Annotated in this window: 24 protein-coding genes and 1 riboswitch; of the genes, 18 read left to right on the forward strand and 6 right to left on the reverse strand. The window is 62.4% G+C overall.

Translation table 11 applies throughout. The annotated features are described in order from the left end of the window. Nucleotides 1–7: 7 nt before the first annotated feature. The 13 genes from dmpH (at nucleotide 8) to LZ012_RS09470 (ending at nucleotide 13,736) form a co-directional block, all read left to right on the forward strand. A complete protein-coding gene (gene dmpH, locus LZ012_RS09410) occupies nucleotides 8–796 on the forward strand; it encodes a 2-oxo-3-hexenedioate decarboxylase (protein WP_275710052.1) in 789 nt (262 codons plus the stop codon). 116 nt (nucleotides 797–912) lie between these two features. Further along, on the forward strand, nucleotides 913–2,085 hold the full coding sequence (locus LZ012_RS09415) for an ABC transporter substrate-binding protein (protein ID WP_275710054.1): 1,173 nt from the start codon (nucleotides 913–915) through the stop codon (nucleotides 2,083–2,085). Between the two features lie 73 nt (nucleotides 2,086–2,158). Beyond that, the gene (locus tag LZ012_RS09420) at nucleotides 2,159–3,025 is read left to right on the forward strand and encodes a branched-chain amino acid ABC transporter permease (RefSeq protein ID WP_275710056.1); all 867 of its coding nucleotides are present in this window, start codon (nucleotides 2,159–2,161) and stop codon (nucleotides 3,023–3,025) included. Nucleotides 3,026–3,029: 4 nt separating this feature from the next. Then, nucleotides 3,030–3,998 carry a branched-chain amino acid ABC transporter permease gene (locus LZ012_RS09425; RefSeq protein ID WP_275710058.1) on the forward strand — a complete coding sequence of 323 codons (969 nt, stop codon included), beginning with the start codon at nucleotides 3,030–3,032 and terminating at the stop codon, nucleotides 3,996–3,998. Next, entirely contained in the window at nucleotides 3,991–4,800 is an 810-nt protein-coding gene (locus tag LZ012_RS09430) for an ABC transporter ATP-binding protein (protein ID WP_275710061.1), read from the forward strand. Before LZ012_RS09425 ends, LZ012_RS09430 begins: the two co-directional genes overlap by 8 nt. Then, nucleotides 4,793–5,506 carry an ABC transporter ATP-binding protein gene (locus LZ012_RS09435; RefSeq protein ID WP_275710063.1) on the forward strand — a complete coding sequence of 238 codons (714 nt, stop codon included), beginning with the start codon at nucleotides 4,793–4,795 and terminating at the stop codon, nucleotides 5,504–5,506. Before LZ012_RS09430 ends, LZ012_RS09435 begins: the two co-directional genes overlap by 8 nt. 29 nt (nucleotides 5,507–5,535) lie before the next feature. Continuing rightward, nucleotides 5,536–6,105 carry a hemerythrin domain-containing protein gene (locus tag LZ012_RS09440; protein ID WP_275710065.1) on the forward strand — a complete coding sequence of 190 codons (570 nt, stop codon included), beginning with the start codon at nucleotides 5,536–5,538 and terminating at the stop codon, nucleotides 6,103–6,105. A gap of 34 nt (nucleotides 6,106–6,139) precedes the next feature. Continuing rightward, nucleotides 6,140–7,003, forward strand: a complete 864-nt coding sequence (locus tag LZ012_RS09445) for a DMT family transporter (RefSeq protein ID WP_275710067.1) — start codon at nucleotides 6,140–6,142, stop codon at nucleotides 7,001–7,003. A gap of 494 nt (nucleotides 7,004–7,497) precedes the next feature. Then, nucleotides 7,498–8,022 carry a methyl-accepting chemotaxis protein gene (locus tag LZ012_RS19795; protein WP_420839535.1) on the forward strand — a complete coding sequence of 175 codons (525 nt, stop codon included), beginning with the start codon at nucleotides 7,498–7,500 and terminating at the stop codon, nucleotides 8,020–8,022. 43 nt (nucleotides 8,023–8,065) lie between these two features. Then, complete coding sequence (locus LZ012_RS09455) at nucleotides 8,066–8,506, forward strand: bacteriohemerythrin (protein ID WP_275710071.1); 441 nt, start codon at nucleotides 8,066–8,068, stop codon at nucleotides 8,504–8,506. A gap of 181 nt (nucleotides 8,507–8,687) precedes the next feature. Continuing rightward, on the forward strand, nucleotides 8,688–9,926 hold the full coding sequence (locus LZ012_RS09460; RefSeq protein ID WP_275710074.1) for a benzoate/H(+) symporter BenE family transporter: 1,239 nt from the start codon (nucleotides 8,688–8,690) through the stop codon (nucleotides 9,924–9,926). A gap of 77 nt (nucleotides 9,927–10,003) precedes the next feature. Beyond that, a riboswitch (glycine riboswitch) is annotated at nucleotides 10,004–10,098 on the forward strand. 158 nt (nucleotides 10,099–10,256) lie between these two features. Next, nucleotides 10,257–10,925, forward strand: coding sequence for a trimeric intracellular cation channel family protein (locus LZ012_RS09465; protein WP_275710076.1), 669 nt, complete (start codon nucleotides 10,257–10,259; stop codon nucleotides 10,923–10,925). Between the two features lie 126 nt (nucleotides 10,926–11,051). Next, complete coding sequence (locus LZ012_RS09470; RefSeq protein WP_275710078.1) at nucleotides 11,052–13,736, forward strand: bifunctional acetate--CoA ligase family protein/GNAT family N-acetyltransferase; 2,685 nt, start codon at nucleotides 11,052–11,054, stop codon at nucleotides 13,734–13,736. A 59-nt stretch (nucleotides 13,737–13,795) separates the two neighbouring features. Here LZ012_RS09470 and ccoG read toward each other — a convergent pair whose 3' ends face one another. Then, nucleotides 13,796–15,202, reverse strand: a complete 1,407-nt coding sequence (ccoG, locus tag LZ012_RS09475) for a cytochrome c oxidase accessory protein CcoG (RefSeq protein ID WP_275710080.1) — start codon at nucleotides 15,200–15,202, stop codon at nucleotides 13,796–13,798. Nucleotides 15,203–15,329: 127 nt separating this feature from the next. Here ccoG and LZ012_RS09480 point away from each other — a divergent pair, with 127 nt between their 5' ends. Together LZ012_RS09480 and LZ012_RS09485 are read left to right on the forward strand one after the other, a co-directional pair. Continuing rightward, complete coding sequence (locus LZ012_RS09480) at nucleotides 15,330–15,779, forward strand: RrF2 family transcriptional regulator (RefSeq protein ID WP_275710082.1); 450 nt, start codon at nucleotides 15,330–15,332, stop codon at nucleotides 15,777–15,779. Between the two features lie 12 nt (nucleotides 15,780–15,791). Further along, entirely contained in the window at nucleotides 15,792–16,205 is a 414-nt protein-coding gene (locus LZ012_RS09485; RefSeq protein ID WP_275710084.1) for a PAS domain-containing protein, read from the forward strand. Between the two features lie 45 nt (nucleotides 16,206–16,250). Here the strand turns inward: LZ012_RS09485 and LZ012_RS09490 are convergent, their stop codons facing one another. From LZ012_RS09490 to LZ012_RS09500, 3 genes are all read right to left on the reverse strand, one after another. Beyond that, nucleotides 16,251–16,478, reverse strand: a complete 228-nt coding sequence (locus tag LZ012_RS09490) for a DUF3079 domain-containing protein (protein WP_275711755.1) — start codon at nucleotides 16,476–16,478, stop codon at nucleotides 16,251–16,253. 146 nt (nucleotides 16,479–16,624) lie between these two features. Further along, a complete protein-coding gene (locus LZ012_RS09495; protein ID WP_275710086.1) occupies nucleotides 16,625–17,572 on the reverse strand; it encodes an AEC family transporter in 948 nt (315 codons plus the stop codon). A 10-nt stretch (nucleotides 17,573–17,582) separates the two neighbouring features. After that, nucleotides 17,583–18,671 carry a tartrate dehydrogenase gene (locus tag LZ012_RS09500; protein ID WP_275710088.1) on the reverse strand — a complete coding sequence of 363 codons (1,089 nt, stop codon included), beginning with the start codon at nucleotides 18,669–18,671 and terminating at the stop codon, nucleotides 17,583–17,585. 104 nt (nucleotides 18,672–18,775) lie between these two features. On the opposite strand from LZ012_RS09500, the gene LZ012_RS09505 reads away from it, so the two are divergent. Continuing rightward, complete coding sequence (locus LZ012_RS09505) at nucleotides 18,776–19,687, forward strand: LysR family transcriptional regulator (protein WP_275710090.1); 912 nt, start codon at nucleotides 18,776–18,778, stop codon at nucleotides 19,685–19,687. 88 nt (nucleotides 19,688–19,775) lie between these two features. Here the strand turns inward: LZ012_RS09505 and LZ012_RS09510 are convergent, their stop codons facing one another. Then, on the reverse strand, nucleotides 19,776–20,210 hold the full coding sequence (locus LZ012_RS09510; RefSeq protein ID WP_275710092.1) for a bacteriohemerythrin: 435 nt from the start codon (nucleotides 20,208–20,210) through the stop codon (nucleotides 19,776–19,778). A 262-nt stretch (nucleotides 20,211–20,472) separates the two neighbouring features. Between LZ012_RS09510 and LZ012_RS09515 the strand changes: the two genes are divergently transcribed. Continuing rightward, entirely contained in the window at nucleotides 20,473–21,312 is an 840-nt protein-coding gene (locus LZ012_RS09515; protein ID WP_275710095.1) for a mechanosensitive ion channel family protein, read from the forward strand. On the opposite strand, the gene LZ012_RS09520 is transcribed toward LZ012_RS09515, so the two are convergent. Next, on the reverse strand, nucleotides 21,309–23,336 hold the full coding sequence (locus LZ012_RS09520; RefSeq protein WP_275710097.1) for a methyl-accepting chemotaxis protein: 2,028 nt from the start codon (nucleotides 23,334–23,336) through the stop codon (nucleotides 21,309–21,311). The genes LZ012_RS09515 and LZ012_RS09520 overlap by 4 nt on opposite strands. A 345-nt stretch (nucleotides 23,337–23,681) precedes the next feature. On the opposite strand from LZ012_RS09520, the gene LZ012_RS09525 reads away from it, so the two are divergent. After that, nucleotides 23,682–26,018, forward strand: a complete 2,337-nt coding sequence (locus LZ012_RS09525) for a penicillin-binding protein 1A (protein WP_275710099.1) — start codon at nucleotides 23,682–23,684, stop codon at nucleotides 26,016–26,018. Nucleotides 26,019–26,114: the final 96 nt, after the last annotated feature.

Consider the following 26,114-nt stretch of genomic DNA (forward strand, 5'->3'; position numbering starts at 1 on the left):
ATTCCCCATGAACCTCAATCAGAACACCATTGCTGGCCTGGCCGAGCTGCTCGAAACTGCCGAATTGCAGGCGCACGAAGTCGTCAAGATCACCGAAGCCTATCCCGAAATGGATTGGGACGATGCCTACGCCATCCAGAACGAAATCCTGCGCCGCAAGCTGGCGCGCGGGGCCAAGGTTGTCGGCCTCAAGGCCGGCCTGACCTCGCACGGCAAGATGAAGCAGATGGGCGTCAGCACCCCGGTCTTCGGCTGGCTGGTGGACTACTTCAGTGTCGCCGACGGCGGCGAAATCAAGCACAGCGAGCTGATCCACCCCAAGGTCGAGCCGGAAATCGTCTTCGTCACCAAGAAGGCGCTCAAGGGGCCGGGCTGCCACATCGGCGCCGTGCTCGCCGCCACCGACTTCGTGATGCCCGGCATCGAGATCATCGATTCCCGCTACAAGGACTTCAAGTTCGACCTGAAGAGCGTCATCGCCGACAACTGCTCGTCGACGCGCTTCGTGCTCGGCGGCCAGGCCACGCCGGTTGCCGGTCTCGACCTGCGCACTCTGGGCGTGGTCATGGAGAAGAACGGCGAGCCGGTCGCCATCGGCGCCGGTGCTGCCGTCCTCGGCCATCCGGCTGCTGCCATCGCGGCGCTGGCCAACCACCTCGGCGCTCGCGGCGAGGAGATTCCGGCCGGCACGATGATCCTCTCCGGTGGCGTCACCGAAGCGGTCGCCGTCGAACCAGGCGACCACGTCACGCTGCGCATCCAGTCGCTGGGCAGCGTCAGCACCCGTTTCATCTGAGCAAGGCAGGACTGGCGGGGTTTCCTCTAGTAACCGGAAATCTCGCCGGATTTTCAAAACACGTGATTTCAAAAACGACGTTCATCGCTTTCATACCCACTAGAGGAAGAGACAAAATGGCAACCACGTTCAAGCACATCCGCAACATCGCACTCGCCACAGCCTTTGCCACCGCCGGCCTGACCGGCGCGCAGGCCGCTGACAAGATCAAGGTCGGCTTCATGCTGCCTTACACCGGCACCTACGCCTCGCTCGGCAACGCCATCACCAACGGTTTCAAGCAATACGTCGCCGAAAACGGCGGCAAGCTGGGCGGGCGCGAGATCGAGTACTACACCGTCGATGACGAATCCGATCCGGCCAAGGCCACCGAAAACGCCAACAAGCTGGTCAAGCGCGACAAGGTAGACCTGCTGGTCGGCACCGTGCACTCCGGCGTCGCCCTGGCCATGGCCAAGGTCGCCCGCGAGAACAAGACCCTGCTCATCGTACCGAACGCCGGTGCTGACGAAATCACCGGCCCCCTCTGTGCGCCGAACGTCTTCCGCTCCTCCTTCTCGGCCTGGCAGCCGTCCTACGCCATGGGCGAGGTGATGGCCAAGAAGGGCATCAAGAAGGTCGTCACCGTGACCTGGAAATACTCCTTCGGCCTGCAGTCGGTCGACGGCTTCAAGGAAGCCTTCGCCAAGGCCGGCGGCAAGGTGGAAAAGGACATGACGCTACCCTTCCCGAACGTCGAGTTCCAGCCTTTCCTCACCGAAATCGCCTCGATCAAGCCGGATGCAGTCTTCGTCTTCTTCGCCGGCGCCGGTGCCGCCAAGTTCGTCAAGGATTACGCCGCGGCCGGCCTGAACAAGACCATTCCGCTCTACGGCCCGGGCTTCCTGACCGATGGCAACCTCGATGCCATGGGCGACGCCGGCAAGGGCGTGCAGACCACGCTGCACTACGCCGACAGCCTGGACAACAAGAAGGACCAGGCCTTCCGCCTGGCCTACGTCAAGGCCTACAAGTCGCAGCCGGACGTCTATGCCGTCCAGGGCTACGACGCCGCCCAGCTCTACCAGGCCGGCCTCAATGCCGCCGGTGGCGATGCTAGCAAGCAGGATGTCGTGATCAAGGGCATGGAAGCCGCCAAGATTGATAGCCCGCGCGGCGCTTTCACCTTGTCCAAGGCGCACAACCCGGTTCAGGACATCTACCTGCGCGAAGTGCAGGGCGGTCAGAACAAGGTGGTCAGCACGCCCGTCAAGGGCCTCGCTGATCCGGCCCGCGGCTGCAAGCTCTAAGCCACAGACGCCTTTTTCCCTCCTTGGTATTTAGCAGTCCGGCAGGCTCATGCCTGCCGGTCAGGGGACTCTCATGGATTTCGCTTCTTTCCTGATCCAGACGCTGAACTCGCTGCAGTACGGTTTGCTCCTTTTCCTGGTGGCAAGCGGTCTGACGCTGGTGTTCGGCATCATGGGCATCATCAATCTGGCGCACGGCAGTTTCTACATGATCGGCGCCTACCTGGCCTTCGTGCTGACCAGTGCCACGGGTAGCCTGTTCATGGCCATCCTGCTGGGCATTCCGCTGGCCCTGATCTTCGGCGCCTTGCTCGAATTGGCGCTGTTTTCGTATCTCTACAAGCGCGACCACCTCGAACAGGTCTTGCTGACCTACGGCCTGATCCTGATTTTCGAGGAGGTGCGTAGCCTGCTGGTCGGCGACGAGGTGCATGGTGTCGATATTCCGGCCATCTTCAGCGCCTCGATTCCGCTCTCCGACGTGCTGAGCTACCCGGTCTACCGCCTGGTCATCTCGGCGGTCTGCATCGTGCTCGCCATTGCGCTGTATTTCCTGATCCAGCGCACCCGCCTCGGCATGATGATCCGCGCCGGCAACCACGACCGGACCATGGTCGAGGCGCTGGGCATCAACATCAACATGATCTATCGCGTCGTCTTCGCCCTCGGTGTCGCCCTGGCGGCACTGGCCGGGATGATGGCGTCGCCGATATCGTCGGTCTTCCCGAACATGGGCAGCCATGTGCTGATCATTTCCTTCGTGGTTGTCGTCATCGGCGGCATCGGGTCGGTGTGGGGCGCGCTCGCCGCCGCGCTGATCGTCGGTTTCGCCGACACCTTCGGCAAGGTTCTGCTGCCGGAAATCTCCGGGATGATCGTCTATCTGGTCATGGCCGTCGTCCTGCTCTGGCGCCCCGAAGGCATCTTCAAGAAAGGCTGAGAAAATGAACAACACACTTTCTCTCGTGCTCAAGCTGGTGGCGCTGGCGATCATCGCCTGTGTTCCGCTGACCGGCGAATCCTTCTACATCGAACTGATCGCCAAGATGCTGGTGCTGTCCATCTTCGCGATGAGCCTCGACCTGCTGATCGGCTTCACCGGCCTGGTCAGCTTTGGCCACGCCGCCTACTTCGGCGTCGCAGCCTATGCCGTGGCGCTGCTCAGCCCGAAATACGAGGCGGCCAGCCTGTGGTATGTGCTGCCGGCCTCGGTGGGTCTGTCGGCTCTGGTCGCCCTGGTCGTCGGCCTGTTCGTGCTGCGCACCAAGGGCATCTACTTCATCATGGTCACCCTGGCTTTCGCGCAGCTGGCGTTCTTCGTCTTCCACGACACCCCACTTGGCGGCGGTTCGGACGGCATCTACCTGAACGTCAAGCCGTCGGCCGCCATCGGCAGCTGGATGCCCTTCGACCTCGACAACGGCACGCACCTCTACTACTTCATCCTGGCCATGCTGGTTCTGGTCTACCTGTTCCTCGGCCGGGTGTTGCAGTCGCCGTTCGGTCGGGCGCTGGTCGGCATCAAGAGCAACGAGCACCGCATGCAGTCGATGGGCTATATCACCTTCCGCTACAAGCTGGCCGCCTTCGCGCTGGCCGGTGGCCTCGGTGGCATCGCCGGTTTCCTGTATTCGGTGGTCTTCGGCTTTGTGACGCCCGAGCTGCTGTCCTGGCACCAGTCCGGCAACGTCCTGCTGATGGTCATCCTTGGCGGTATGGGCAATCTGGTCGGCGCCATCGCCGGAGCCTTCTTCTTCACCGGCATGCAGGAAGTCTTCGCCACTTGGACCAAGCACTGGCAACTGGCGATGGGCACCATGATCGTTCTCGCCGTGCTGTTCCTGCCCGGTGGCCTGGCCGCCATTCCGGGGCGTATCAAGCGTTCGTTGCAGGGAGGAGGTTCCAATGACTGAAGTCACCAATGCGGCCCTGATGGCCGCCGCCAAGGAAATGTCAGGCGAGGTGCTGCTGGTCGCCGACAAGATCACCCGTCGCTTCGGCGGTCTGGTCGCCAACCAGGATATCTGCGTCACGCTCAAGCGCGGCGACGTGCATGTGCTGCTCGGCCCGAATGGCGCCGGCAAGTCCACCTGCATCAACATGCTGTCCGGCGACCTGGCGCCCTCGGAGGGCAAGATCAGCTTCCAGGGCCGCGACATCACCAAGCTGAGCGCGGCACAGCGTTCGCTGGTCGGCATTGGCCGCAGTTACCAGCGCACCAACATCTTCCCGAAATTCTCGGTGCTGGAGAACGTCCGCCTGGCGGCGCAATCGCGCAACCAGCAACCGTGGCGCATCTTCAGCAAGGCGCAGGAACAGAAGTGGGCGCTGGAGAAGGCGCGTGCCTGCATCGAGGAGGCCGGTCTGGGCAAGAAGGTGGACTGGATCTCCGGTGTCCTCAGCCACGGCGAACAGCGCCAACTCGAAATCGCCATGGTGCTGGCCACCGACGCGCAGGTCATGCTGCTCGACGAGCCGCTGGCCGGCATGGGTTCGGAAGAGTCGGCGAAGATGGTCGACGTCCTCAAGCGCCTCAAGCAGAGCCGCGCCATCCTGCTCGTCGAGCACGACATGGATGCGGTGTTCGCGGTGGCCGACACCATTACCGTGATGGTCAACGGGCAGATGCTGGAATCCGGGCCGCCGGCCCAGATCAAGGCCTCGGTCGCCGTTCAGCAAGCCTACCTGGGTTCGGAGGATAGCTTCCATGTCTAACATGCTGCTCGAAGCCAAGGAGCTTCATACCTACTACGGTGCCAGCCACATCCTGCACGGCATCGACTTCAACATCCGCCAGGGCGAGGGCATCGCGCTGATGGGCCGCAACGGCATGGGCAAATCGACGCTGATCAAGTCCATGCTCGGTATCGTCCGTCCCAAGCACGGCCGCGTGCTGGTGCGCGGCGACGATTTCAGCAAGGCGCCGACCTATCGCACCGCCCAGCGCGGCATCGCCTACGTGCCGGAAGGGCGGGGCATCTTCCCCAACCTGTCGGTGCGCGAGAACCTGCAGATGTCGGCACGCTGCGGTGTCGACGGCCAGCGCAACTGGACCTTCGACCGCGTCATGGAGACCTTTCCACGTCTCGGCGAGCGAATCAACAACGGCGGCTGGCAGCTGTCGGGCGGCGAGCAGCAGATGCTGACCATCGGCCGCGCGCTGATGACCAATCCCGACCTGCTGATTCTCGACGAGGCGACCGAAGGGCTGGCACCGCTGATCGCCATGGAAATCTGGCGCATCGTCAAACAAATCCGCAAGACCGGCATCGCCACCGTGATCGTGGACAAGAACCACGGTGCCGTCACCTCGATCTGCGACCGGGCGATGATCCTGGTCAAGGGCGAGGTGGTGTTCAGCGGCAGCAGCGACGAAGTGCGTGCCAATCCCGAGTTGATCCAGAAACACCTGGGCGTTTGATCGCCCGGGGTTTTTAGCAAGGAAAAATCATGAACAAATCTCTCGACATCATCCACGACGAACACCGGGCACTCGCCGCGATGCTCGGCGGCATGCGCACGCTGGTCGCCAACATCGAGGCCGGGCGCCTGAAGCCCGATTTCGATCTGTTCGCGTCGATGATCCGCTACGTCGACGAAGTGCCGGAAAGGGTGCACCACCCGAAGGAAGACCGCTACCTCTTCGCCAAGCTGCGGCTGCGCAGCCCGGAAGCATTGCCCTATATCGAGCAGCTGGAAGCCGAGCACAGGCAGGGCGAAGCGCGCATCGCCCTGCTGCGCAATGCGCTCAACACCTATCGCCAGGCCGGCGCTGCCGGTTTGGCCGGCTTCAAGATGGCACTGACCGTCTATCTCGAGCACGAGTGGCATCACATGAATACCGAGGAACACAAGATCTTCCCGTTGGCCAAGGCCCATTTGACGGCTGACGACTGGCTCGAGATCGATTCGGCTTTCCTGGCCAACGACAATCCCTGGGAAGGGGCGGTCGGGGAATACGCGGCACTGTTTTCGAGAATCGTGAACATCGCGCCGGCACCGGTCGGTCTCGGCGGCTGAGCCTCCGCGGCGACCCGGACTTTCGGATCTCTTCATGCTTTCACGCAACCTGCTGGCGACCCTCGCGCCGGGCCTCTTCGTCTTCCTGTGGAGTACCGGCTTCATCGGTGCCAAATTCGGCCTGCCCTATGCCGAACCGCTGACCTTCATGGTCATCCGGTTCAGCATGGTGATCGTCCTGATGGCGCTGCTGGCCTGGATGACGCAGGCGCCCTGGCCAAGCGATGCCAGGCTCTGGCTGCGCATCGGCATCTCCGGCCTGCTCGTGCATGCCTTCTACCTGGGGGGCGTTTACGAAGCCATCGTCGAGGGTTTGCCGGTCGGGGTCGTCAGCCTGATCGTCGGGCTGCAGCCGGTGTTGTCCGCGGTCGGGGCGGCCTTGTTGCTCGGTGAAAGCATAGACCGCCGGCAGTGGCTGGGGTTCGCGCTCGGCCTGGGCGGCATGGCGCTGGTGCTGTCGGATCGCATCCATGGCGGTTTCGGGGTAGGCGGCCTGGCGCCGGCCATCGCGGCGCTGGTCGGCATCACCGCCGGCACGCTTTACCAGAAGCGTTTCTGTCCGCACTTCGATTATCGCAGTGGCGCCGTGCTGCAGTTCGTACCGGCCGCTTTGCTGGCTTTGCTTGGCGCTGCGACCTTCGAGGATTTCCGGGTGGAGTGGAGCCACTCGTTTTTGTTTGCGCTGGGCTGGCTGACGCTGGTGCTCTCGTTGGGGGCGGTCAGCCTGCTCAATTACCTGATTCGCTCGGGAACGGCGACCAACATGGCCAGCCTGTTCTACATGGTGCCGCCCTGTACCGCGCTGATCGCCTGGCTGGTTTTCGACGAAGGCCTGACCGGAGCGGCCATGGTTGGCATGCCGCTGGTGGTTGGCGGTGTCTTTCTGGCCCGGAAATGAGGCGGCGGGCGGGGCGCGACCTTCAATAATTTCACGAGAAAAGTTAATCAATGAAATTCAACTTTTGGCTGATGGGCTTCCTGGCGAGCGGGGCGCTGACGGCATCGGGTTTGCTGCTCTCCGGCTGGCCTGGCGTTTTATGTGTCGCCGGGGGAAGCGTCGCTGGCGTAGCCCTGGCGGTGAGTTGCTGGCTGGTGGCAATACGCCCGCTGTCGCATCGGGTTGCTGTCCTGGAGAGCGAACTGCTGGCCCGCATGGAGCGTGAGGCCGATCTGCAGAGCGTGCACGAACAGCGCGCCAGCGATGTTGCGGATGCCTCGGCGGCGCACCAGGAGTTCGCCGATCGCCTGCTGTCGATCCGGCAAGCGCTGCAATCCACGCTGGGCTTGAGCGATGAACTGATCGTCGTAGTCGACCAGGCCTTGAACGATATGGGGGTGGCCAATGGCTACGCCCGGGCTAGTGGCGCCAAGGTGGTCGAAGGCTACGAGCTGATGCAAAAGGCCAATCACGAGATCGCTCGGCTGGGTAGCAGCCTGCAGCGGGCGCAGGCCGATCTCGCCCTGCTGTCCAGCCAGTCGGAAAAGATCAATGGACTCGTCGCCTCCATCACGCAGATTTCCGAACAGACCAATCTGCTGGCCCTGAACGCGGCCATCGAAGCGGCACGCGCCGGCGATGCCGGACGGGGTTTTGCCGTCGTCGCCGACGAAGTGCGCAAACTGGCTGAGCAGGCCAGGACGGCGAGCGAACAGATAGGCGGCATTGCCGGACAGCTGACCAGCACGTCCCGCGATGCGGCGATGGCCATGCGGGAAACCGACGGCGTGGTGGCTTCGGGGCTGGAAGTGGCCTCTAGCGCCCAGGCGGCCATGGAGGAGATTCAAAAAGGGGCGCATCAACGCGTCGAGATCGTCGGCCAGATCACCGACGCAATCCGCAAAAAACGGGAGATCGGGACGCAGATCGCCTCGCTGCTGACCCAGACCCGCGAAACGTGCGCTGTCGAGGCCGCCTGATGCCCGATTTTTCTACCCGGCAATGCTCCGGAAAGGATGATTCATGGATGAACTACAAGGTTTTGCCTGGGATGACCGCTATCTCCTCGGTCATGCCGTGATGGACGACACGCATCGCGAGTTCGTGGAACTGGTGGATGCCTTGCTGACGGTTGATGCCGAACAGCTGGAATCCGCGCTGGACGCCTTTGCCCGCCACGCCGAGGCCCATTTCGAGCAGGAAAACCGCTGGATGGAAATGGATGGCTTCCCGGCACGCGATTGCCATGTCGACGAACACAACAAGGTACTCGCCTCGGTGCGCGACGTGCAGGACGAACTCGCCAACGGCAATGTCCAGTTGGTCCGCGATCTGGCCGTGGCCTTGATGGAATGGTTTCCGGCCCATGCGGATTACATGGACTCTGCCTTGTCGACCTGGCTGGTCAAGCACAGCCATGGCGGCCGGCCGCTCGTTTTCCGGCGGAGCGGCAGTCAGGCATAGGCCTGCTACAGGCTTTGTCAGGATCGGATGTCTCTCCCGAAACCGCTTTCAGTCGTGGTTGCTTTCCGGATTTTCTCTGCGTTTTTCCGGAAAGGTTTCGGGCTTTTTGGCTCGCCTTGGCGAGCCACTTTTTTTATGGCGGGCTGAGGCTGGGCCGGCCGGCATCATCAGGGGCAAATAATTGCTGTCAAATCTGGAACGTTCCCCGTTCGCATGGGCCGGACTGCGCCGAGTCATCGCTGACTTGAGTCCCGGCTACGTCACCAACGGCTTCATTGGCTTCATCTTCGCGGCGACCGGCCCGGTGGCCATCATCCTGTCGGTCGGCACGCGCGGCGGCTTGAGCCAGGCCGAACTGGCGTCGTGGATCTTCGGTATTTTCTTCATCAACGGGCTGATCACCCTGGCGCTCAGTTGGCGATACCGGATGCCGCTCGGCTTTGCCTGGACCATTCCGGGCACCGTTCTGGTCGGCCCTGCCTTGCAGCACCTGACTTTTCCCGAAGTGATCGGCGCCTACTACGCGACGGGCGTCTTTATCGTCGTCATGGGGGCCAGCGGTTGGGTCAAGCGCCTGATGTCCGGTTTGCCCATGCCTATCGTGATGGGCATGGTGGCTGGCGTATTCCTGCGCTTCGGCCTCGATCTGGTGCGGGCGCTGCACAGCGACGTCGCCATCGCGCTCCCCATGGTCATCGCCTTCCTGCTGTTGTCGGCCATTCCGGCCTGGGGCAAGCGGATGCCGCCGGTGATCGGGGCGCTGCTGGCCGGCGCCCTGGCGATTGCCGTATTGGGCCGCATCGATACCGCGGTTCTGGGCAGTTTTGCCCTGGCGCAACCGGTGGTTCAAGCCCCGGTCTGGTCGCTGGGCGCCTTGGTCGAACTGGTCGTGCCGCTCGCCATCACGGTGCTGGTCGTCCAAAATGGGCAGGGCGTGGCCGTTTTGAAATCGGCCGGGCATGAGCCGCCGGTCAACACGATTGCCTTCGCGTCTGGAATCGGCGGCTTACTGAGTGCCACGGTCGGCGCCGTCACCACCTGCCTGACCGGCCCGACCAACGCTTTGCTCACGTCCTCCGGCGAACTGACGCGCCAATACACGGCCGGCCTGGCTTTCGGCCTGTTCGCCGTGCTCTTCGGCCTGATGGCGCCGACCTTCACCGGCCTGATGCTGGCCGCACCCCGGGAGTACATCATGGTGCTCGGCGGGCTGGCCATGCTGCGCGTCCTGCAAGGCGCTTTTGTCGCTTCCTTCGGCGGCGGAAAGTTCACCCTGGGCGCCTTGGTCAGCCTGCTGGTGACTGTTGCCGACATCGGGATGCTCAACATCGGAGCTTCCTTTTGGGCCTTGGTTGCGGGGTTTGCGGTGTCCTGGCTGATGGAGAAGCGCGATTTCGTCGTTTTGGCCAATGGCAACTAGCGTGGCCAAAGTAGCAATTCGCCCCAACTTGACGTTCTGCAATTCATTGACAGGCCGTCCTCTGGGTCAAGATAATCCAACAATCTGCAGGAGAGAGAGCCGTGGATTTCCACGCTCCGCCGAAGGCGCAAACTCCCATAATCGCTCAGGCATACCGAACTGCAGAAATGATTCGCCGGCTGGAGAGTAGTTGCGAGCACCTTGTTGCTTGGCAGCTCACCGAAGGGGCAGGCTCTGGTCGAGCCGAAACTCTCAGGTAAATGGACAGGGGGAGAGGCGTCACGGAAGCACTCGATTCGAGTCTTCCGATTTTTGACGGAGTCCCTCCCGATGTTCGATAGTCTCGCCCTCGTTTTTCAGCCTCTCGCCAGCAAGCAATTCAACCTGCTGCTTGTCGTCTATCTGGTCGCCATCACCGCCGAAGCCATGTCCGGTGCGCTCGCTGCCGGCCGGCGCAACATGGATTTCTTTGGCGTGGCGGTAATTGCCTTCGTGACTGCCCTGGGCGGGGGAACCATCCGGGATGTCGTTCTCGGCAATTTCCCGATTGGCTGGACGCAACATCCGGAATACGTGTACCTGGTCATTCTGGCCGGCTTGGCGACGACTGTGCTCGCCAAATTCATGCACCACCTGAAAGGCATCTTCCTGATGCTGGATGCGCTCGGCCTGGTTGCCTTTTCGCTCATTGGCTGCAATGTGGCTCTGCAACTGGATTACCCCGTCGTTGTCATCATCATGGCCGGCATGCTGACCGGGATATGCGGCGGCGTTCTGCGCGATGTGCTGTGCAATCAGGTGCCCGTGATTTTTTGCCGGGAGCTGTATGCCAGCGTGTCACTCTTCGTTTGCGCGCTGTTTCTCGTCTTGCGGTCGTCCGGCATCGACACCGATCTCAACACGGTGGTGTGTTTCATTGCCGGTTTCGGTTTCCGCATGCTGGCGCTGCGCTTTAGCTGGAAGCTCCCGACCTTCTCCTACCAGCAGCGATGGGATTAGTACCGAAAAAGCCTGTTGGGGTGGAGGCGGGATGCCCTAGGGCCGGATGATGTAATTGCGTTACAAAAATTATAAAAATTTACAAAAAATGGTATCGTAACTGAACCACTGTTACCGGCCCCGACCATGCTGCGTACCCACTATCTCCATTCCCTGCTCGAACCGAAATCGCTGGCGATCATCGGTGCCTCCGAGAAGGAAGGCTCCATCGGCCATGTGATACTCCGCAATATTCTAGCCAACGGTTTCAAGGGCAAAGTGTGGGCGGTCAATCCCCGGCATGACCAGATACTTGGCCAAGCCTGCGTGCCGGCGGTCGATCAGATCGGCAGCCGCGTCGATCTGGCCATCGTCACGACTGCGCCGCGCACCATTCCGCTGATCATCGAGCAATGCAGCAAAGCGGGGGTGCAGAATCTGATCGTGGTTTCCAACCCGGCGAGTGCAGCGGGAAGCAGCGCGACGCTGGAAAGGCGGATCAGGGATGCGGCCCGCAACTTCGGCGTGCGCATACTCGGGCCCAAATCCCTGGGCATACTGCGCCCCTGCATTTCCCTGAATGCAACCTTCACCGAGATTGCCGCCTTGCCCGGCGACCTGGCCCTGGTCACCCAATCCGGCGCGATGTGCGCCGCAGTGCTGGATTGGGCCACCATGAACAAGATCGGCGTGTCATCGGCGGTCGCCCTCGGCGCGGCCATGGATGTGGATTTCGGGGAAATTCTCGACTACCTGGTATCCGACGAGCGGACCCGCTACATCCTTCTCCATGTCGAGCGGGTCAGGAATGCGCGCAAATTCATGAGTGCCCTGCGTTCCGCCGCACGCGTCAAACCGGTCATCCTGTTCAAGTCGGGGAACCACGGGGCGGATCCGTTCATCGAACCGGCCACTGAGCGGGCCGAACTCGACGACGCGGTGTTCGACGCCGCAGTGAGCCGTGCCGGCGTGGTCCGCGTGCAGAGCATCAGCCAGCTGTTCCATGCCGCCCAGGCGCTTGCTTCTGGCTTTCACCCGCGCGGCAACCAGCTCGCCATCATCAGCAACGGCACCGGGCCGGCGGCCATGGCGGCCGATTGCGCCCGCAGCCTGGATATCCCCTTGCCTGAACTGGCGCCGGATACCGTTTCGGCCATGAAGAAGTTCGTGCCGCACGACTGGGCCGGTCGCGTGCCTATCGATCTGGGCGGCGACGCCACGCCGGAGCGCTATCTGCAAGCCATTCAGGCGCTGGCCCAGGACCCCAGCGTCGATGCCATTCTCGTCGTGCTGTCCCCCATCGCCATGGCGCAACCCAAGGCGGTCGCCGCCGGGATCGTGGACCTGGTGCGCAATCAGCGCATCACGCTGTGCTGCTGTTTCATGGGCGGCGGGCAGGTGACCGAAGCACGCAGGATTCTCGAAGACGCCGGCATTCCCGTATTCCTGACGCCGGACACGGTGATCGAGCTGTTTCACAGTATTTCCAAGTACTACCAGAACCAGAAGCTGCTGCTCCAGACCCCCGGCGCCAGCCACGACCTGGAGCGTGCCGGTGCGAACAACGCCAAGCCCTTGATGGATGCGCTGCTCGGCGAGCATCGGCAGGTGCTGTCCGGGATGGAAACCCGGACCCTGCTGCACTCCTTCGGCATTTCCGTGCCGCCGGCCATGGTCGCCCATAACGCCACCGAAGCCATGTTCATCACCGAGCAGATCGGCTTGCCGGTGGATATGAAAGTCGATGCGCCCAACCTGCCATTCGCGGCCGAGGACGGCGGCAGCTGGCTCAATATCGCCAGCATCGACGCGGTGCGCCTGGCCTTTCAGGACGTGGTCGATACCGCGCGCCGGCGATTCCTGGATGCGCCGGTCAACGGCGTCGCCATCGAAGCCCATCGCAGCCGGCCGCAGGGCAGGGAATTGATGATCCGCGTTTTTCGCGATCCGGTGTTCGGTCCGGTCATCTCCTTTGGTGCCGGCGGCCAGCACCGGGAGGTCTTTCGCGACCGGGCGGTGGCGCTGCCGCCCCTCAATCGCTTCCTGGCCCGCAACCTGATCGACTCCACCCGCGTTGCGAAAACCTTGCATGAATTCCACGGTTTGCCGGCCGCCGATGTGCACTCCGTGGAGAACACACTGCTCGGCGTCTCGAACATGATCTGCGAGCTGCCGTGGATCAAGGAGCTGGAAATCAATCCACTGATCGTGGACGAGAACGGTGCCGTGGCCGCCCATGCCCGGATGGCCATCGACCACACCCTCGATGCCGGCCGGGGCCGCTATGCCCACATGGCCATCCACCCGTATCCCGCCCATCTGTGCCGCGAGTGGCCGATGCGCGACGGAACGGTGATCACCGTCCGCCCGGTGCGGCCGGAAGACGCCACGCTGAAGCAGGAATTCGTCAACGGCCTGTCCGACGAGGCGCGCTATTTCCGCTTTATGGATTCCACCCGCGAATTGCCGCCCAGCTTGATCGTGCGCTTCACCCAGGTCGATTACGACCGGGAAATGGTCCTCCTCGCCACCGTTCGACAGGATGGGAAGGAGCGGCAGGTCGGCAGCGCCCGCTACACGCAGACGCCGGATGGCGAATCGGTGGAGTTTGCCCTGGCGATCGACGATCGCTGGCAGAAGTGCGGCCTGGGCCGGCGTTTGATGGGCGCGATCATGGATTGCGCCCGGGAAAAGTCCTACCGCACTATGGTCGGCGATGTCTTGTCCGACAACCAGAAAATGCTGCGTTTGATGACCAGCCTGGGCTTTTCAGTCCTGCCGCATCCGGAAGGCACCTCGATGAAACGGGTAGTCAAGCAGCTGCAGGAGTGAGCGAGGCGGCAGGCTGCGGGCGGACGATGCCCTTGCGGACATCGTCCTTCGCTTGGCCGTTACGGCATCCAGAACTTCGAGCGTTCGGTGACGGCGACGCTGCTATCCGCCACGTCGGCGACGTCGAAGGTGATAGCGGTGGCGCCGCTGGCCGTTGCCCCGGCATCGGCCTTGACCACCGCCGTCTGGGTGCCGATTTCGCCACCGGCGATGGTGACCTGATCGTCGCCTTCCAGCCGGATGCCGTCGATGCCGCCGATCTTGATGCGGAAGGTCCGCTTCTGATCGCCGGTGTTCATGATCTGCAGGCGATAGATGTTCTCGATTGAGCCGTCATCGGCCTCCCGCGACAGTACGTTGCGGTCCTTCAGGATATTGACCTTCAGCGGGATGCGGGTGGCCAGCGACCAAGCGGTGGCGGCGGTGAGCAGGGTCAGGATGGCGGTATAGATGATGACGCGCGGCCGGGCGGCGCGGCGCAGGATCTCCATCGGCGTGTAGCGCATGCTGACCGCGTTTTCGGTCGAGTAGCGGATCAGGCCGCGCGGGTAGTTCATCTTGTCCATGACCTGGTCACAGGCGTCGATACAGGCGGCGCAGCCGATGCATTCGTTCTGCAGGCCGTTGCGGATGTCGATGCCGGTCGGGCAGACCTGGACGCAGATGCCGCAGTCCACGCAATCGCCCAGGCCGAGGGCACGCGGATCGGCGCCCTTGGAGCGGGTGCCGCGCGATTCGCCGCGCACCGTGTCGTAGGCGATGATCAGCGTGTCCGGGTCGAGCATCACGAACTGGAAGCGGGCGTACGGACAGATCTGCCGACACATCTGGTCGCGCAGGAAGCCGGCGTTGCCGTAGGTGGCGAAAGCGTAGAACACCATCCAGAAAGCCGACCAGGCGCCGAGCGACAAGGTGACGATGTCGTGCATCAGTTCGCGGATCGGCATGAAATAGCCGACGAAGGTGATGCCGGTCCACAGCGAGAACAGCCCCCAGGTCGCGTGCTTGGCGCTCTTGATCGCCAGCTTGCGGGCCGACCACGGCGCGGCGTCGAGCTTGATCCGCTGCGGCCGTTCGCCTTCGATCATCTTCTCGAACCACAGGAAGATTTCGGTGTATACGGTTTGTGGGCACGCGTAGCCGCACCATAATCGCCCGGCGATGGCGGTGAACAGGAAGAGCGCCAGCGCGCCGAGGATCATCAGCAGGACGAGGTAGATGGTGTCCTGCGGCCACAGCACGAGGTCGAAGAAATAGAACTTGCGGTTGTCGATGTCGAACAACACCGCCTGCCGGCCATGCCACTGCAGCCAGCACACGCCGTAGAAGACGATCTGGGTCAGCCAGACGCAAACCCAGCGCCAGCGGGTGTACGGGCCGCTGATCGAACGTGGATAAACCTTGGAATCCGGGTCGGTGACTTGCTTGATTTCAATGACTTTTCTGGGGGCAGACGGCTTCGACATTGGGGCGATCATGGCAATCCGCACTGGTTGCACCGGGCGTCGGCCATAAGTTATAAATGGAATGGGTCTTGATCCTAACAAGCTCCTCGGTTATAAGCAATATATTAAATGTATCTTATAAACCCTCATGCGCTTGAGTACGTTTTCTGACTACAGCCTGCGTGTCCTGATGTACCTCGGGGCACGCCCGGACCGCCTGGCCACGATTGCCGAGATCGCGGCCGGTCATGGCATTTCCGAAAGCCACCTGATGAAGGTCGTCCATCAACTAGGGCGCAGCGGCTTTATCGAGACGGTGCGCGGTAAGGGCGGAGGGATGCGGCTGGCCCTGGCGGCGCAGGACATCGTGCTCGGCGATGTGATCCGCCATACCGAAAGCGATTTCACCCTGGTCGACTGTCGGTCCGGCGACGCGCCGTGCCGGATTCGGGGTGCGTGCTCTCTGAGCGGCATTCTCGACGAGGCGGTCAAAGCCCTGTTCCTAGTGCTGGACGGCTACACGCTGGCCGATCTGCTGGCGAATCCGCAAGGGCTCGTTCCGGCGATGCGCGTCGAGCAGCCCTTGGTCAGGATGTGATGGGAGGAAACCATGGATAGCCAGCCACTCGCCCAACTCGGTGATCTGATTGTCGAACAGGTAGCCGATGCGGTCATCTATTCCAACCGCGACGGCGTGATCGAGCGCTGGAACGCCGCGGCTACCGCCATGTTCGGCTATGCCGCCGATGAAGCGCTCGGCCAGAGCCTGGACATCATCATCCCCGAACGCCTGCGCGCGGCGCACTGGCGCGGTTTCGACGCTGCCATGGCGAGCGGCACAACGCGCCTGCACGGCCGTCCAACCCTGACCCGGGCCGAGCACAAGGCGGGCAGCAAGCTATACGTCGAAATGAGCTTCGCCGTGGTTGTCGATGCGGCGGGAACAACGCTCGGCTCGGTGGCGATGGCCCGCGATGTGACCGAGCGCATCGAGCGGGAAAGGGCGGCTGCCCAGGGCGGGTAGGCCGACACCGGCAGCGCCGGCGTAACTAGCGGTAGTCTGCGGATTTCAACTTCCGCTAGCCGCGTCTGCATCCTTGGCCGGCTCGGCCGATTCAGCGTCTGGGGCGATACCCCAATCTCCCCACTGGTACCAGTCGTCGCCGAGCATTTCGGCGGGGTGCTGGGTGCGGCCGGAGCCGTTGCCGCATTGCAGGGAATTCACCGAGCAGTACTTGTCGCAGCCCCAGCAGGTGCGTTCTGGGTGCTTGGGGTGCAAGGGAAACTTCTTCGCCATGTCCGAAGATTTGAAGAATGTCGGTTTCTCACTCATTGCCATCACCTTGCTGTCAGCGGCCCCAATTTGCCGGCTAATGTTGAGTGTAATACTAGGTTATTCGGCGGCGATTTGATCTGGCTCAGGAAGCGATGCAGGAAACTGCGTCAAAGCCAGCCGTGAGCCGTGATCGCCAGCAACAGCGGCGTCGTGACCGCCGAACAGATGGTGGAAATGATCAATGCGCCGGCGATGCCGCCTTCCACCGCCTTGAATTGCTTGGCCATCAGGAAGACGTTGGCGCCCAGGCCGATGGAGCCGAGCAGCACGACGACCTGGGTTTCCAGCGCCGGCAGGCCGATCAGTTTGGCCAGGCCGAGCACCACTAGCGGCAGAAGCAGCAGCTTGGGCAGGGCGATGGCTAGGCTGAGCCGCCATTCGGACTTCAGGTCGTAGTCGGCCAGGCTCATGCCAAGGGCGACGAGGGCGAGCGGCATGCCGGTCCCGCCGAGCATCTTGAGCGGGCTGTCGATGATTTCCGGCAGGCTGGCGCCGGTCAGCCCGAAGGCGCTGCCGGCCAGGATGGCGAGGATAATCGGGTTGCGCAGCACGCCCCTCAGCGTGTCGCGGAAGCCCTTGAACGACAGGCTGCCGTGGCGGTGCCATTCAACTGACAAGCTCACCAGGCTCCACAGGATCAGCGCGTTGAAGACGAGGACGAGGGCGACCGACGGAATGGCGCGGTCGCCCAGCGAGGCCTTGGCCAGCGGCAGGCCGAGCATGATGTTGTTGGAGAAGATGCAGCCGACGCCGAACACCGACTGCCCGATGCCATCCAGCCCGAAGGCTTTCCACGCAATCAGCCGGCCGACCGCGAAAACGATCAGCCCGGCGCCGAAGAAGGCGATCAGCAGCCGGCCGTCCACCGGCGGCAGTTGCGACAGGTCGCTCATCATCCGGAACAGCATGGCCGGCAGGCCGACGCTGAACACGAAGGTGGTCAGGTGCTGCGCCATGGCTTTCGGCCAGCCGCCGACGCGCATCAGCAGGTAGCCGGTGAGAATGAGGGCGAAGAGCGGGGCGCCGAGCGCCAGGTGATGCAGGAAGGCGTTCATCGGCCGGCGGTCAGGCTCCGCTGGCCAGCACGGCGGCAATCGCCTGGCCGAGGTCGGCGGTGTTCGACGTGCCGCCCATGTCCGGCGTGCGCGGGCCGGCCACCAGGACGTGTTCGATGGCCTGCATGATGGCATCGTGGGCGGCCTTGTAGCGGGCATCGCCGTTGCCGAGGAAGTCGAGCATCATGGCCCCCGACCAGGTCATGGCGATGGGGTTGGCGATGCCTTGGCCGGCAATGTCGGGCGCCGAGCCGTGCACCGGCTCGAACAGCGACGGGAAGGTGCGTTCCGGATTGAGGTTGGCCGACGGTGCGATGCCGATGGTGCCGGTGCACGCCGGGCCGAGGTCGGACAGGATGTCGCCGAACAGGTTGGAGGCGACGACCACGTCGAAGCGTTCCGGGCTGAGCACGAAACGGGCGGTCAGGATGTCGATGTGGTACTTGTCCCAGCGCACCTCGGGATAATGCCCGGCCATCGCTTCCAGGCGCTCGTCCCAGTAGGGCATGCTGATGGCGATGCCGTTCGACTTGGTGGCCGAGGTGACATGCTTTTTCGGCCGCGTCTGCGCCAGGTCGAAGGCGAATTTCAGGATGCGGTCGGTGCCGTGGCGGGTGAAGATCGATTCCTGGATCACCGTTTCGCGCTCGGTGCCTTCGAAGATGCGGCCGCCGATGGACGAGTATTCGCCTTCCGTGTTCTCGCGGATGACGTAAAAATCGATGTCGCCGACCTGCTTGTTGGCCAGCGGGCAGGGGATGCCGGGCATCAGGCGCACCGGGCGGACGTTGGCGTACTGGTCGAACTCGCGGCGGAACTTGAGCAGCGAACCCCACAGCGAGATGTGGTCGGGCACCGTGGTCGGCCAGCCGACGGCGCCGAAATAGATGGCATCGAAATCCTTCAGTTGCGCGTACCAGTCGTCCGGCATCATCTGGCCGTGCTGCAGGTAGTAGTTGCAGTGCGCCCAGTCGAAATGGGTGAATTCGAGCCCGAGGTCGTAGCGGCGGGCGGCGGCCTCGAGCACGCGCAAGCCTTCGGGCATCACTTCCTGGCCGATGCCGTCGCCGGCGATGACGGCGATGCGATGTGTCTTCATGGGAATCTCCGGGTGAGCATTGACGGGTGAGGGCATGCCGGAAAGAATACTGGCTACGAATAAATAAACAATTACCGAAAATGTAGCCATTACGGACACGAATCGTGAACATAAAACCGCAACTGGAAGACCTTCGCCTGTTCTGTACCGTAGTCCGCCTCGGCAGCTTCGCCGCCTCGGCCCGCGAGCTGGGCATTTCCAAGGCCGTGGTCAGCAAGCGCATGGCCCTGCTCGAAGTGGCGGTGCACGCCACCTTGCTGCACCGCACGACGCGCCGCGTCACGCTCACTGCCCAGGGCGACATCGTGCACCAGTGGGCGCAGCGCATCCTCGACGACGTCGACCAGATGGGCGAGGCCCTGTCATTGGAACGCGCCGCCCCGGCCGGCTTGCTGCGCATCTGCAGCAGCCTCGGCTTCGGCCGCAACCGGCTGGCCCCGGCGCTCTCCGCCCTGGCCCGGCAATACCCGGCGCTGGAAATCCAGGTCGAACTGTTCGATCGCCCGGTAGACCTGGTGGAAGAGGGCTTTCAGCTCGACGTGCGGTTGGGGGCGGTGAGCGAAGGCAATGTCATGGCCCGGCGCATCGCCCGCAACCATCGCATTCTGTGCGCGGCCCCGGCCTACCTTGCCGAGCGGGGAACGCCGGTTCGCCTGGATGAGCTGAAGGCCCACCACTGCATCGCCATCCGCGAGCGGGACCAGGAATTCGGCCGCTGGAACCTGAGCGGACCGCAGGGCATGGAGACCATCCGCGTCGGCGGCCCGCTTTCCGCCAACAACGGCGAAATCGTCCGCCAGTGGGCGGTGGACGGCCACGGCATCATCCTGCGCTCGCTGTGGGATGCCGCCGCCGACATCGCCAGCGGCCGCCTCGTCCGCATCCTGCCGGACTACGTGCAGGAGGCTGATGTGTGGGCGGTCTATCCGTCCCGGCTATCGACCTCGGCCCGGCTGCGGGTTTGCGTCGAGTTCCTCGAGGGATGGTTTGCCGGGGAGGCGGGCGGGGCGGGCTGATGTTCGGCCAAACCAGCCGTTGGGACGCCGCTCAAGCCGGCCTGCTTGGACGTTTCCGTAAGGCCATGGCGATCCGGAATTCGGATCGTTAAAGAAGCAGCGAACCTTCCTTAGGCCTATGCTTCACTTGGGTGGTGCCAGTCTGCACATCTTCAATGTATTTGACTGCTCGCATATCTTCATTATTGACGTGGTCGACGATCCAGTGGCTGATCACAGGAATCAGTCGCTTCATATCAACGTTTCCAGTAGCGAGTTTGTCGCGCAAGGTATTGATTTGATCGATGATGGCCCGGTGCTCGGCGACATGATCGATTTGCCAAGGGTACTTTGCCCGCTCTAACAATCTTTCTTCAAAGGTAAAATGCCAATCGGCATAGTCATGTAGTGCTTCTAGAGAAACCAGCAAGGCTGCATTGTCGCAAGGTCCATCAAGATGGGCTGCCAGATCGGACAAGCAGTCCTGCATTACCGAATGTTGTTCATCGACTTGGCTATTGCCTGTCTTCAATAAGGTGACCATATATTGGACGGTAGTCTGTTGGTATAAAGCTGCCGTGGTGTTTAAGCAAATTTCATGCCATCTCGACGTATCCGCTAAGGCCGGAGATTTTCAATACCGAATGCCGGTTTTGCTCTCAGCTTCGGGAAGATTTGGAAAATCGATGTTTACGTTTTTCTCAAAACTGATACCTCCGAGTCTGTCGTTGAGCCCCTGCGTTGCCAGTGGCCGGTGTGAGTTGCGGCCAGTCACTCGAACTGCTCTAAAGTAAAGGAACCCTGCCATGGACACTTCACTACAGTCGCTCGATCAGATCAGGGCATCCGCCCTGGATATGGCCGTGCGCTTCGGCCCGAAACTCGTCGTCGCCGTGCTCATCATGTGTGCCGGATACATGGTCGGGCGCTGGGTGGGGCGTGTTCTCGAGCGTCTGCTGCTGCGCCTGAAGCTCGAGATTCCGGTGCGCTCGCTGCTCGTGCGCATCGCCCAGATTTGCGTCCTGGCCGTTTTCGCCATCATGGCCTTGCAGAATCTGGGGATCGAGCTGTTGCCGCTGATTGCCGGCCTGGGCGTGGCGGGGGCCGGTGTCGCATTGGCCATGCAGGGGATACTCGGCAATATCGTGGCAGGGCTGAGCATCATCTTTACCCGGCCCTTCCATGTCGGCGATTACATCTCCATCGCCAAGGAGGAGGGGGAAGTCCTCGACATCAGCCTGTTCAGCACCACGCTGGGCCACCCCGATCTGTCGCGGGTGGTGATTCCCAACCGCAAGATCGTCGGCGAGATTCTGCACAATTACGGGCAGATCAGGCGACCCAATATTGCCGTGGGCATTTCTTACCGCGCCGATGTCGATGCCGCCCTGGCCTTGATCGGCGAAATCCTGAGCGCCAATCCCCGGATTCTGCAGGACCCGGCGCCCAGCGTCGGGGTTAGTCGATTGTCCGAATCCAGCGTGAACATCAGCGTTTGCCCCTGGGTCAAGGTGCCGGATTACGATGCGGCGATCAGCGAGGTCAACAAGGCGATCCTTGATCTGTTCTCGGCGAAGAACATCGCCCTGGCTCTGCCGCAATACGAGGTCAGGATGCTGGGCGGCGCGGCGGAAGGCCGGACTTAGTCCAGCCTGAACAGATCGATATCGTTTTCCAGCCGGCTGGCCAAGTCTTTCAGGTGGTGCGCCGTCTGCGCGGTGATCTGCGACGTGGCGCTGTTTTCTTCGGCCATCTGGGCGATCCCCTCGACGCGCTGCGCAATTTCGGTGCTGGCCGCACTTTGCTCGCGAAGGGCGTCACTGATCTCATTGATCGCATCGACCGTACGCCCCGAGCCGCTACGAATCTGCTCGATCGCTTCACCGGCCTGACCGGCGCGCAGCACGCCTTCGCTGACCCGATCCACGCCTTCGGCCATGGCCATCACGGCCTGTTTGGAACTGTCCTGGATCCCGCCGATCATGCTGGCAATTTCCTGGGTCGAGTGCGTCGTGCGTTCGGCAAGTTTGCGCACTTCATCGGCCACGACGGCAAATCCTCGGCCTTGTTCGCCGGCGCGGGCGGCCTCGATGGCGGCATTCAGCGCCAGCAGATTCGTCTGGTCGGCGATGTCCTTGATCGTCCCGACGATCGTCGAAATCTGGGCCGAGTGATCCCCCAGGCTGCGGATGATCGCGGCTGAGCGCTGCACTACGTCGGAAATCCGGTTGATGTCCTCGATGGTTTCGCGCATGACTTCGCCGCCCTCTGTCGAAAGCCGGCCGGCGGTACTGGCCTCGCCCTGCGCCTCCTGCGCATTGACCGAGATATGGTTGATGCCCACGGTCATCTGTTCGACTGCCGCAGCCATGGCCGATGCGGCATCGCTCTGGCTCGACGAGCTTTGCGCCACCTCGCCGGAGGAAACGGCGAGATGATCCGCCGCGGTCGACAGTTCATCGGCAGTCTTGCGGGTATTTTTCAACAGCGACGCAATCGATTCGCGCATTTGATTGAATGCATTGGCCACTCTAGCCAGTTCATCCTGGGTTGCCAGGGATACACGGACAGTGAGATCGCCCTGCGCAATTTGCTCGGCGCTGCGCGCCAGATTCGTCACGGCGCCGCCGATTGCGGAAGAAACCGCGGCCAGCAGATACATGATCAGCAAGGCCACGCCGACGGCGATCATCACGGTGACGGAGAAAGTGCGCATCAAACGGGCTTCGCGAGACGCCATCAGGTTATCCAGCTCGGGCAGGAACTGCTCGAACGCATTGCGATACATCGCGTCGATGGTGGCGGTCGACTGTGAAAACCACTCCTCGGCGGGCGTCTGGTATTTCCCGGAAAGAATGTCCCGCCGCGCGGTTTGCATCAGCCAGGTGAGTTTCGGACCCGTATCCTGCTCCAGCTGGCTGACGCTGGCCGCCACTGCGGCCCGGTTGGCGCCGGCTCTCTTGAGTGCCCGGATGACGTTTTGATAGCGCGCCTCGCTGGTCACCACGAGGGCCATCAAATCCTCCCTGTCCTGATCCGATGCATCCTTTTTGCTCAGCATCTGGTTTCCCGTGGCGCGCATTTTTCCGATGCGCTCGATCAAATCAGGCAAGCGGACCAGGGTGGCGTCGATCATGTAGTAGCCATCCGCCTCGCTGTCCAGCAGCAGGCCGGATTCGTTGACGACGTCATCAATGTAATCCAGCAGATGCTCGATGACGATACGATGCCCCTTGCGATTCTCTGTGGCGTCCATGCTGTGGCCATTGGCGACCAGTTGCTCCCATTCGGTGCGGATTTCCTTCCATTTTGCGGCGGTCGGCTTTAACACCGGATTGCCATTCAAAACGAATTCGGCCTTGTCCATCCATTGTTTGACTTGATTGGCTGCAGCGTCCGCCTGGCTTTTCAATTCGCTTTTGCCGGACAGAACGCCGACCATCAAGCCGCGATGCCGTTGTACCTCCTGCAAGGCGTGCAATGTCGGTTGCAGGAGCGCCAGGCCGGCTTGCTCGTTGCGCGTCGCCCGGACCTCATCCCAGAGTTTCGAGCCGAGCGACGTACCAAGGAAAATGAGCGCCAATACGACGCAGACACTGATAACCGAAAATTTTCCCCGAAAGCTGAGGCGATTCAGCAGGGCAATGGCCGGGGCGAGAAGGGCGTTCATGAAAATTATCTCCGGTGGCTTCTGGCGGCAGTGCCTTCGTTAGCAAATGCAAAAGGTGCGGAAATAACCGACAACATGGAAACCCGGCAAACGCGAGCGAAAGATTCCATAATCCCCCCTTCATTGTTGCGGGATTAGATTGCGCTATCGATTTTCGGTTCCCTGGCCGCATCTGCCATACAACCCGGTGGTGCGCATCTGCGAATGGGCCCGGCCTCGACCTCGCTGCAAGGTGGTCTTGGTGGCAGCTTTCTCGTCGCCGTTGCGACTAAACTACGCATTTTTGGTGACTGGCCAGCCAGCGCCTCAATCGCCCAACGTGGCGCTTCAGCCAGGATTTAGCGCGTGAGTTTCATTTCGACAGTCGTCAACTTTCTTGCCTTGCCCTTTGCCACCGCCAGTTACCGCAAGGACCTGCGGCGTACCCTGCTGGCGCTGGGCGCCGATGGCGCGCTGGCGGTGCTGGTGCTGATCATCGCCATGTTGCTGACCGTCCTGCCCAGCCTGCCCTCATTCGACGTCGTGACCGACTATCGCCCGAAGATTCCCTTGCGGGTTTATACCGCCGACGGTGCGCTGCTCGGCGAGTTTGGCGACGAACACCGGGACTTCACGCCGATCAAGGAAATTCCCCCGGTCCTGAAGGATGCCTTGCTGTCAATCGAGGATTCGCGCTTCTACGAGCATAGCGGCGTTGATTACCGCGGCGTCCTGCGCGCGCTGGTCGCCGATCTGACCGGCGGCTTCCGCCAGGGCGCGTCGACCATCACCATGCAGGTGGCGCGCGCTTTCTTCCTGTCGCAGGAAAAGACCGTCAGGCGCAAATTGACCGAGGTGGTGCTGGCCTATCGCATCGAATCGGCCTTGAGCAAGGACCAGATCCTCGAGTTGTACATGAACCAGATCTACCTCGGCCAGCGCACGCATGGCTTTGCCGCCGCGGCCCGAACCTATTTCAACAAGCGTCTCCCGGAGCTGACCCTGGCCGAAGCGGCCATGCTGGCCGGCATCCCGCAGAACCCGGCCAAGCGCAATCCGGCGGTCAACCCGGTACGCGCCAAGGCCCGTCAGGAACTCGTCCTGAAGCGCATGTTGCAACTGGGCAAGATCACCCAGGCGCAATACGCCGAGGCCGCCAACCAGCCGCTCAAGATCAGCCGCAGCCTGCAATTCGAGGCCCATGCCGACTATGTCGCCGAACTGGTCCGCCAGCAGCTCTATGCGCAATACAAGGGCGATGCCTACACCCAGGGTTTGAACGTTTACACCACGCTCGACAAGGCCGAACAGAACGCGGCCTACGACTCGGTGCGGCGCAATGTGCTGGCCTACGACCAGCGCCACGGCTACCGTGGGCCGGAAGGTTTCGTTGACCTGCCGTCCGATGCCGACGAGCAGGAAGATGCCATCGACCGTATCCTGGCCAAGCATCCGAGCAGCGACAACCTGATTTCCGCCGTCGTTACCGAAGTCTCACCCAAACTGGTCCGGGCCGAACCCGCCTCCGGCGACACCATCGAAATCAAGGGCGAAGGGCTGCGTTTTGCCGCCCGCGCCCTGCAGCCGAACGCCAAGGTCGATGCCAAAATCCGCGTCGGTTCGGTGATCCGCGCCAGCCAGGACGGCAAAGGCCGGTGGTCTATCAGCCAGATGCCGGAAGTCGATGCCGCCTTCGTCGCCTTGAATGCCGAGGATGGTTCCTACCGGGCCATGGTCGGCGGCTTCGATTTTTCCCGCAACCAGTTCAACCACGTCACCAACGCCTGGCGCCAGCCGGGGTCGAGCATCAAGCCCTTCGTCTATTCGGCGGCGCTGGAGAAGGGCTTTTCGCCGGCCACCCTGATGAACGACGCGCCGCTGTCGCTGCCCGGCGGCGAAAACGGCCAGCCCTGGGAGCCGAAAAACGATGACGGCTTCGACGGCGCGATGACCCTGCGCCAGGCCCTGGCACGCTCGAAGAACGTGGTTGCCGTCCGCCTGCTGCAAGCCATTTCGCCCAACTATGCGCGCGACTATCTGCAGCGCTTCGGCTTCGATGCCGCCAAGCATCCGGCCAATCTGACCATGACCCTGGGCAGCGGCTCGGTCACCCCGCTGCAGATGGCTGGCGCCTACGCGGTCTTCGCCAATGGCGGCTACCGGGTCACGCCCCGGCTGGTCCAGAAAATCACCGATGCTCGCGGCAATGTGCTGTGGGAGGCGCCACCGCCGCCGGCCCGGGAGGACGAGCAACGCGCCATCGACCCGCGCAACGCTTTCATCATGGACAGCATGCTGCGCGAGGTGGTCAGGAGCGGCACCGGCGCCGCGGCCAGCCAGCGCCTGGGGCGGTACGACCTGGCGGGCAAGACCGGCACCACCAGCAATGCGGTCGACGGCTGGTTTGCCGGCTATTCCGGCAACGTCGTGGCGGTGTCGTGGATGGGGCACGACCAGCCCAAATCGCTGGGCGGCCGCGAATTCGGCGCCACCCTGGCCTTGCCGATCTGGATCGACTACATGCGCCAGGCGCTGTCCGGTAAGCCGCCCAACGAAAGAAAGCCGCCGCCGGGTGTCTCCTTTGTCGACGGCGACTGGCTGTACGACGAATTCAAGGGCGACGAGGGGGTCAAGGCGCTGGATGTCGAAGAATCGCCGCTCAAATCGATTTTCGACACGCTCAAGAAGGTGTTTGGCGGCTGAAGCGTCGCTTGTTTCCTTGAGCTGCTGGGAAGCACGGTTTTTCCGTCGGGAAAAACCGATAATAGCGGCCGTTTTGTTTTGAACGCTATTTTGGAA

This window comes from Dechloromonas hankyongensis (assembly GCF_022012295.1).
Taxonomy (GTDB): Bacteria; Pseudomonadota; Gammaproteobacteria; order Burkholderiales; family Rhodocyclaceae; genus Azonexus; species Azonexus hankyongensis.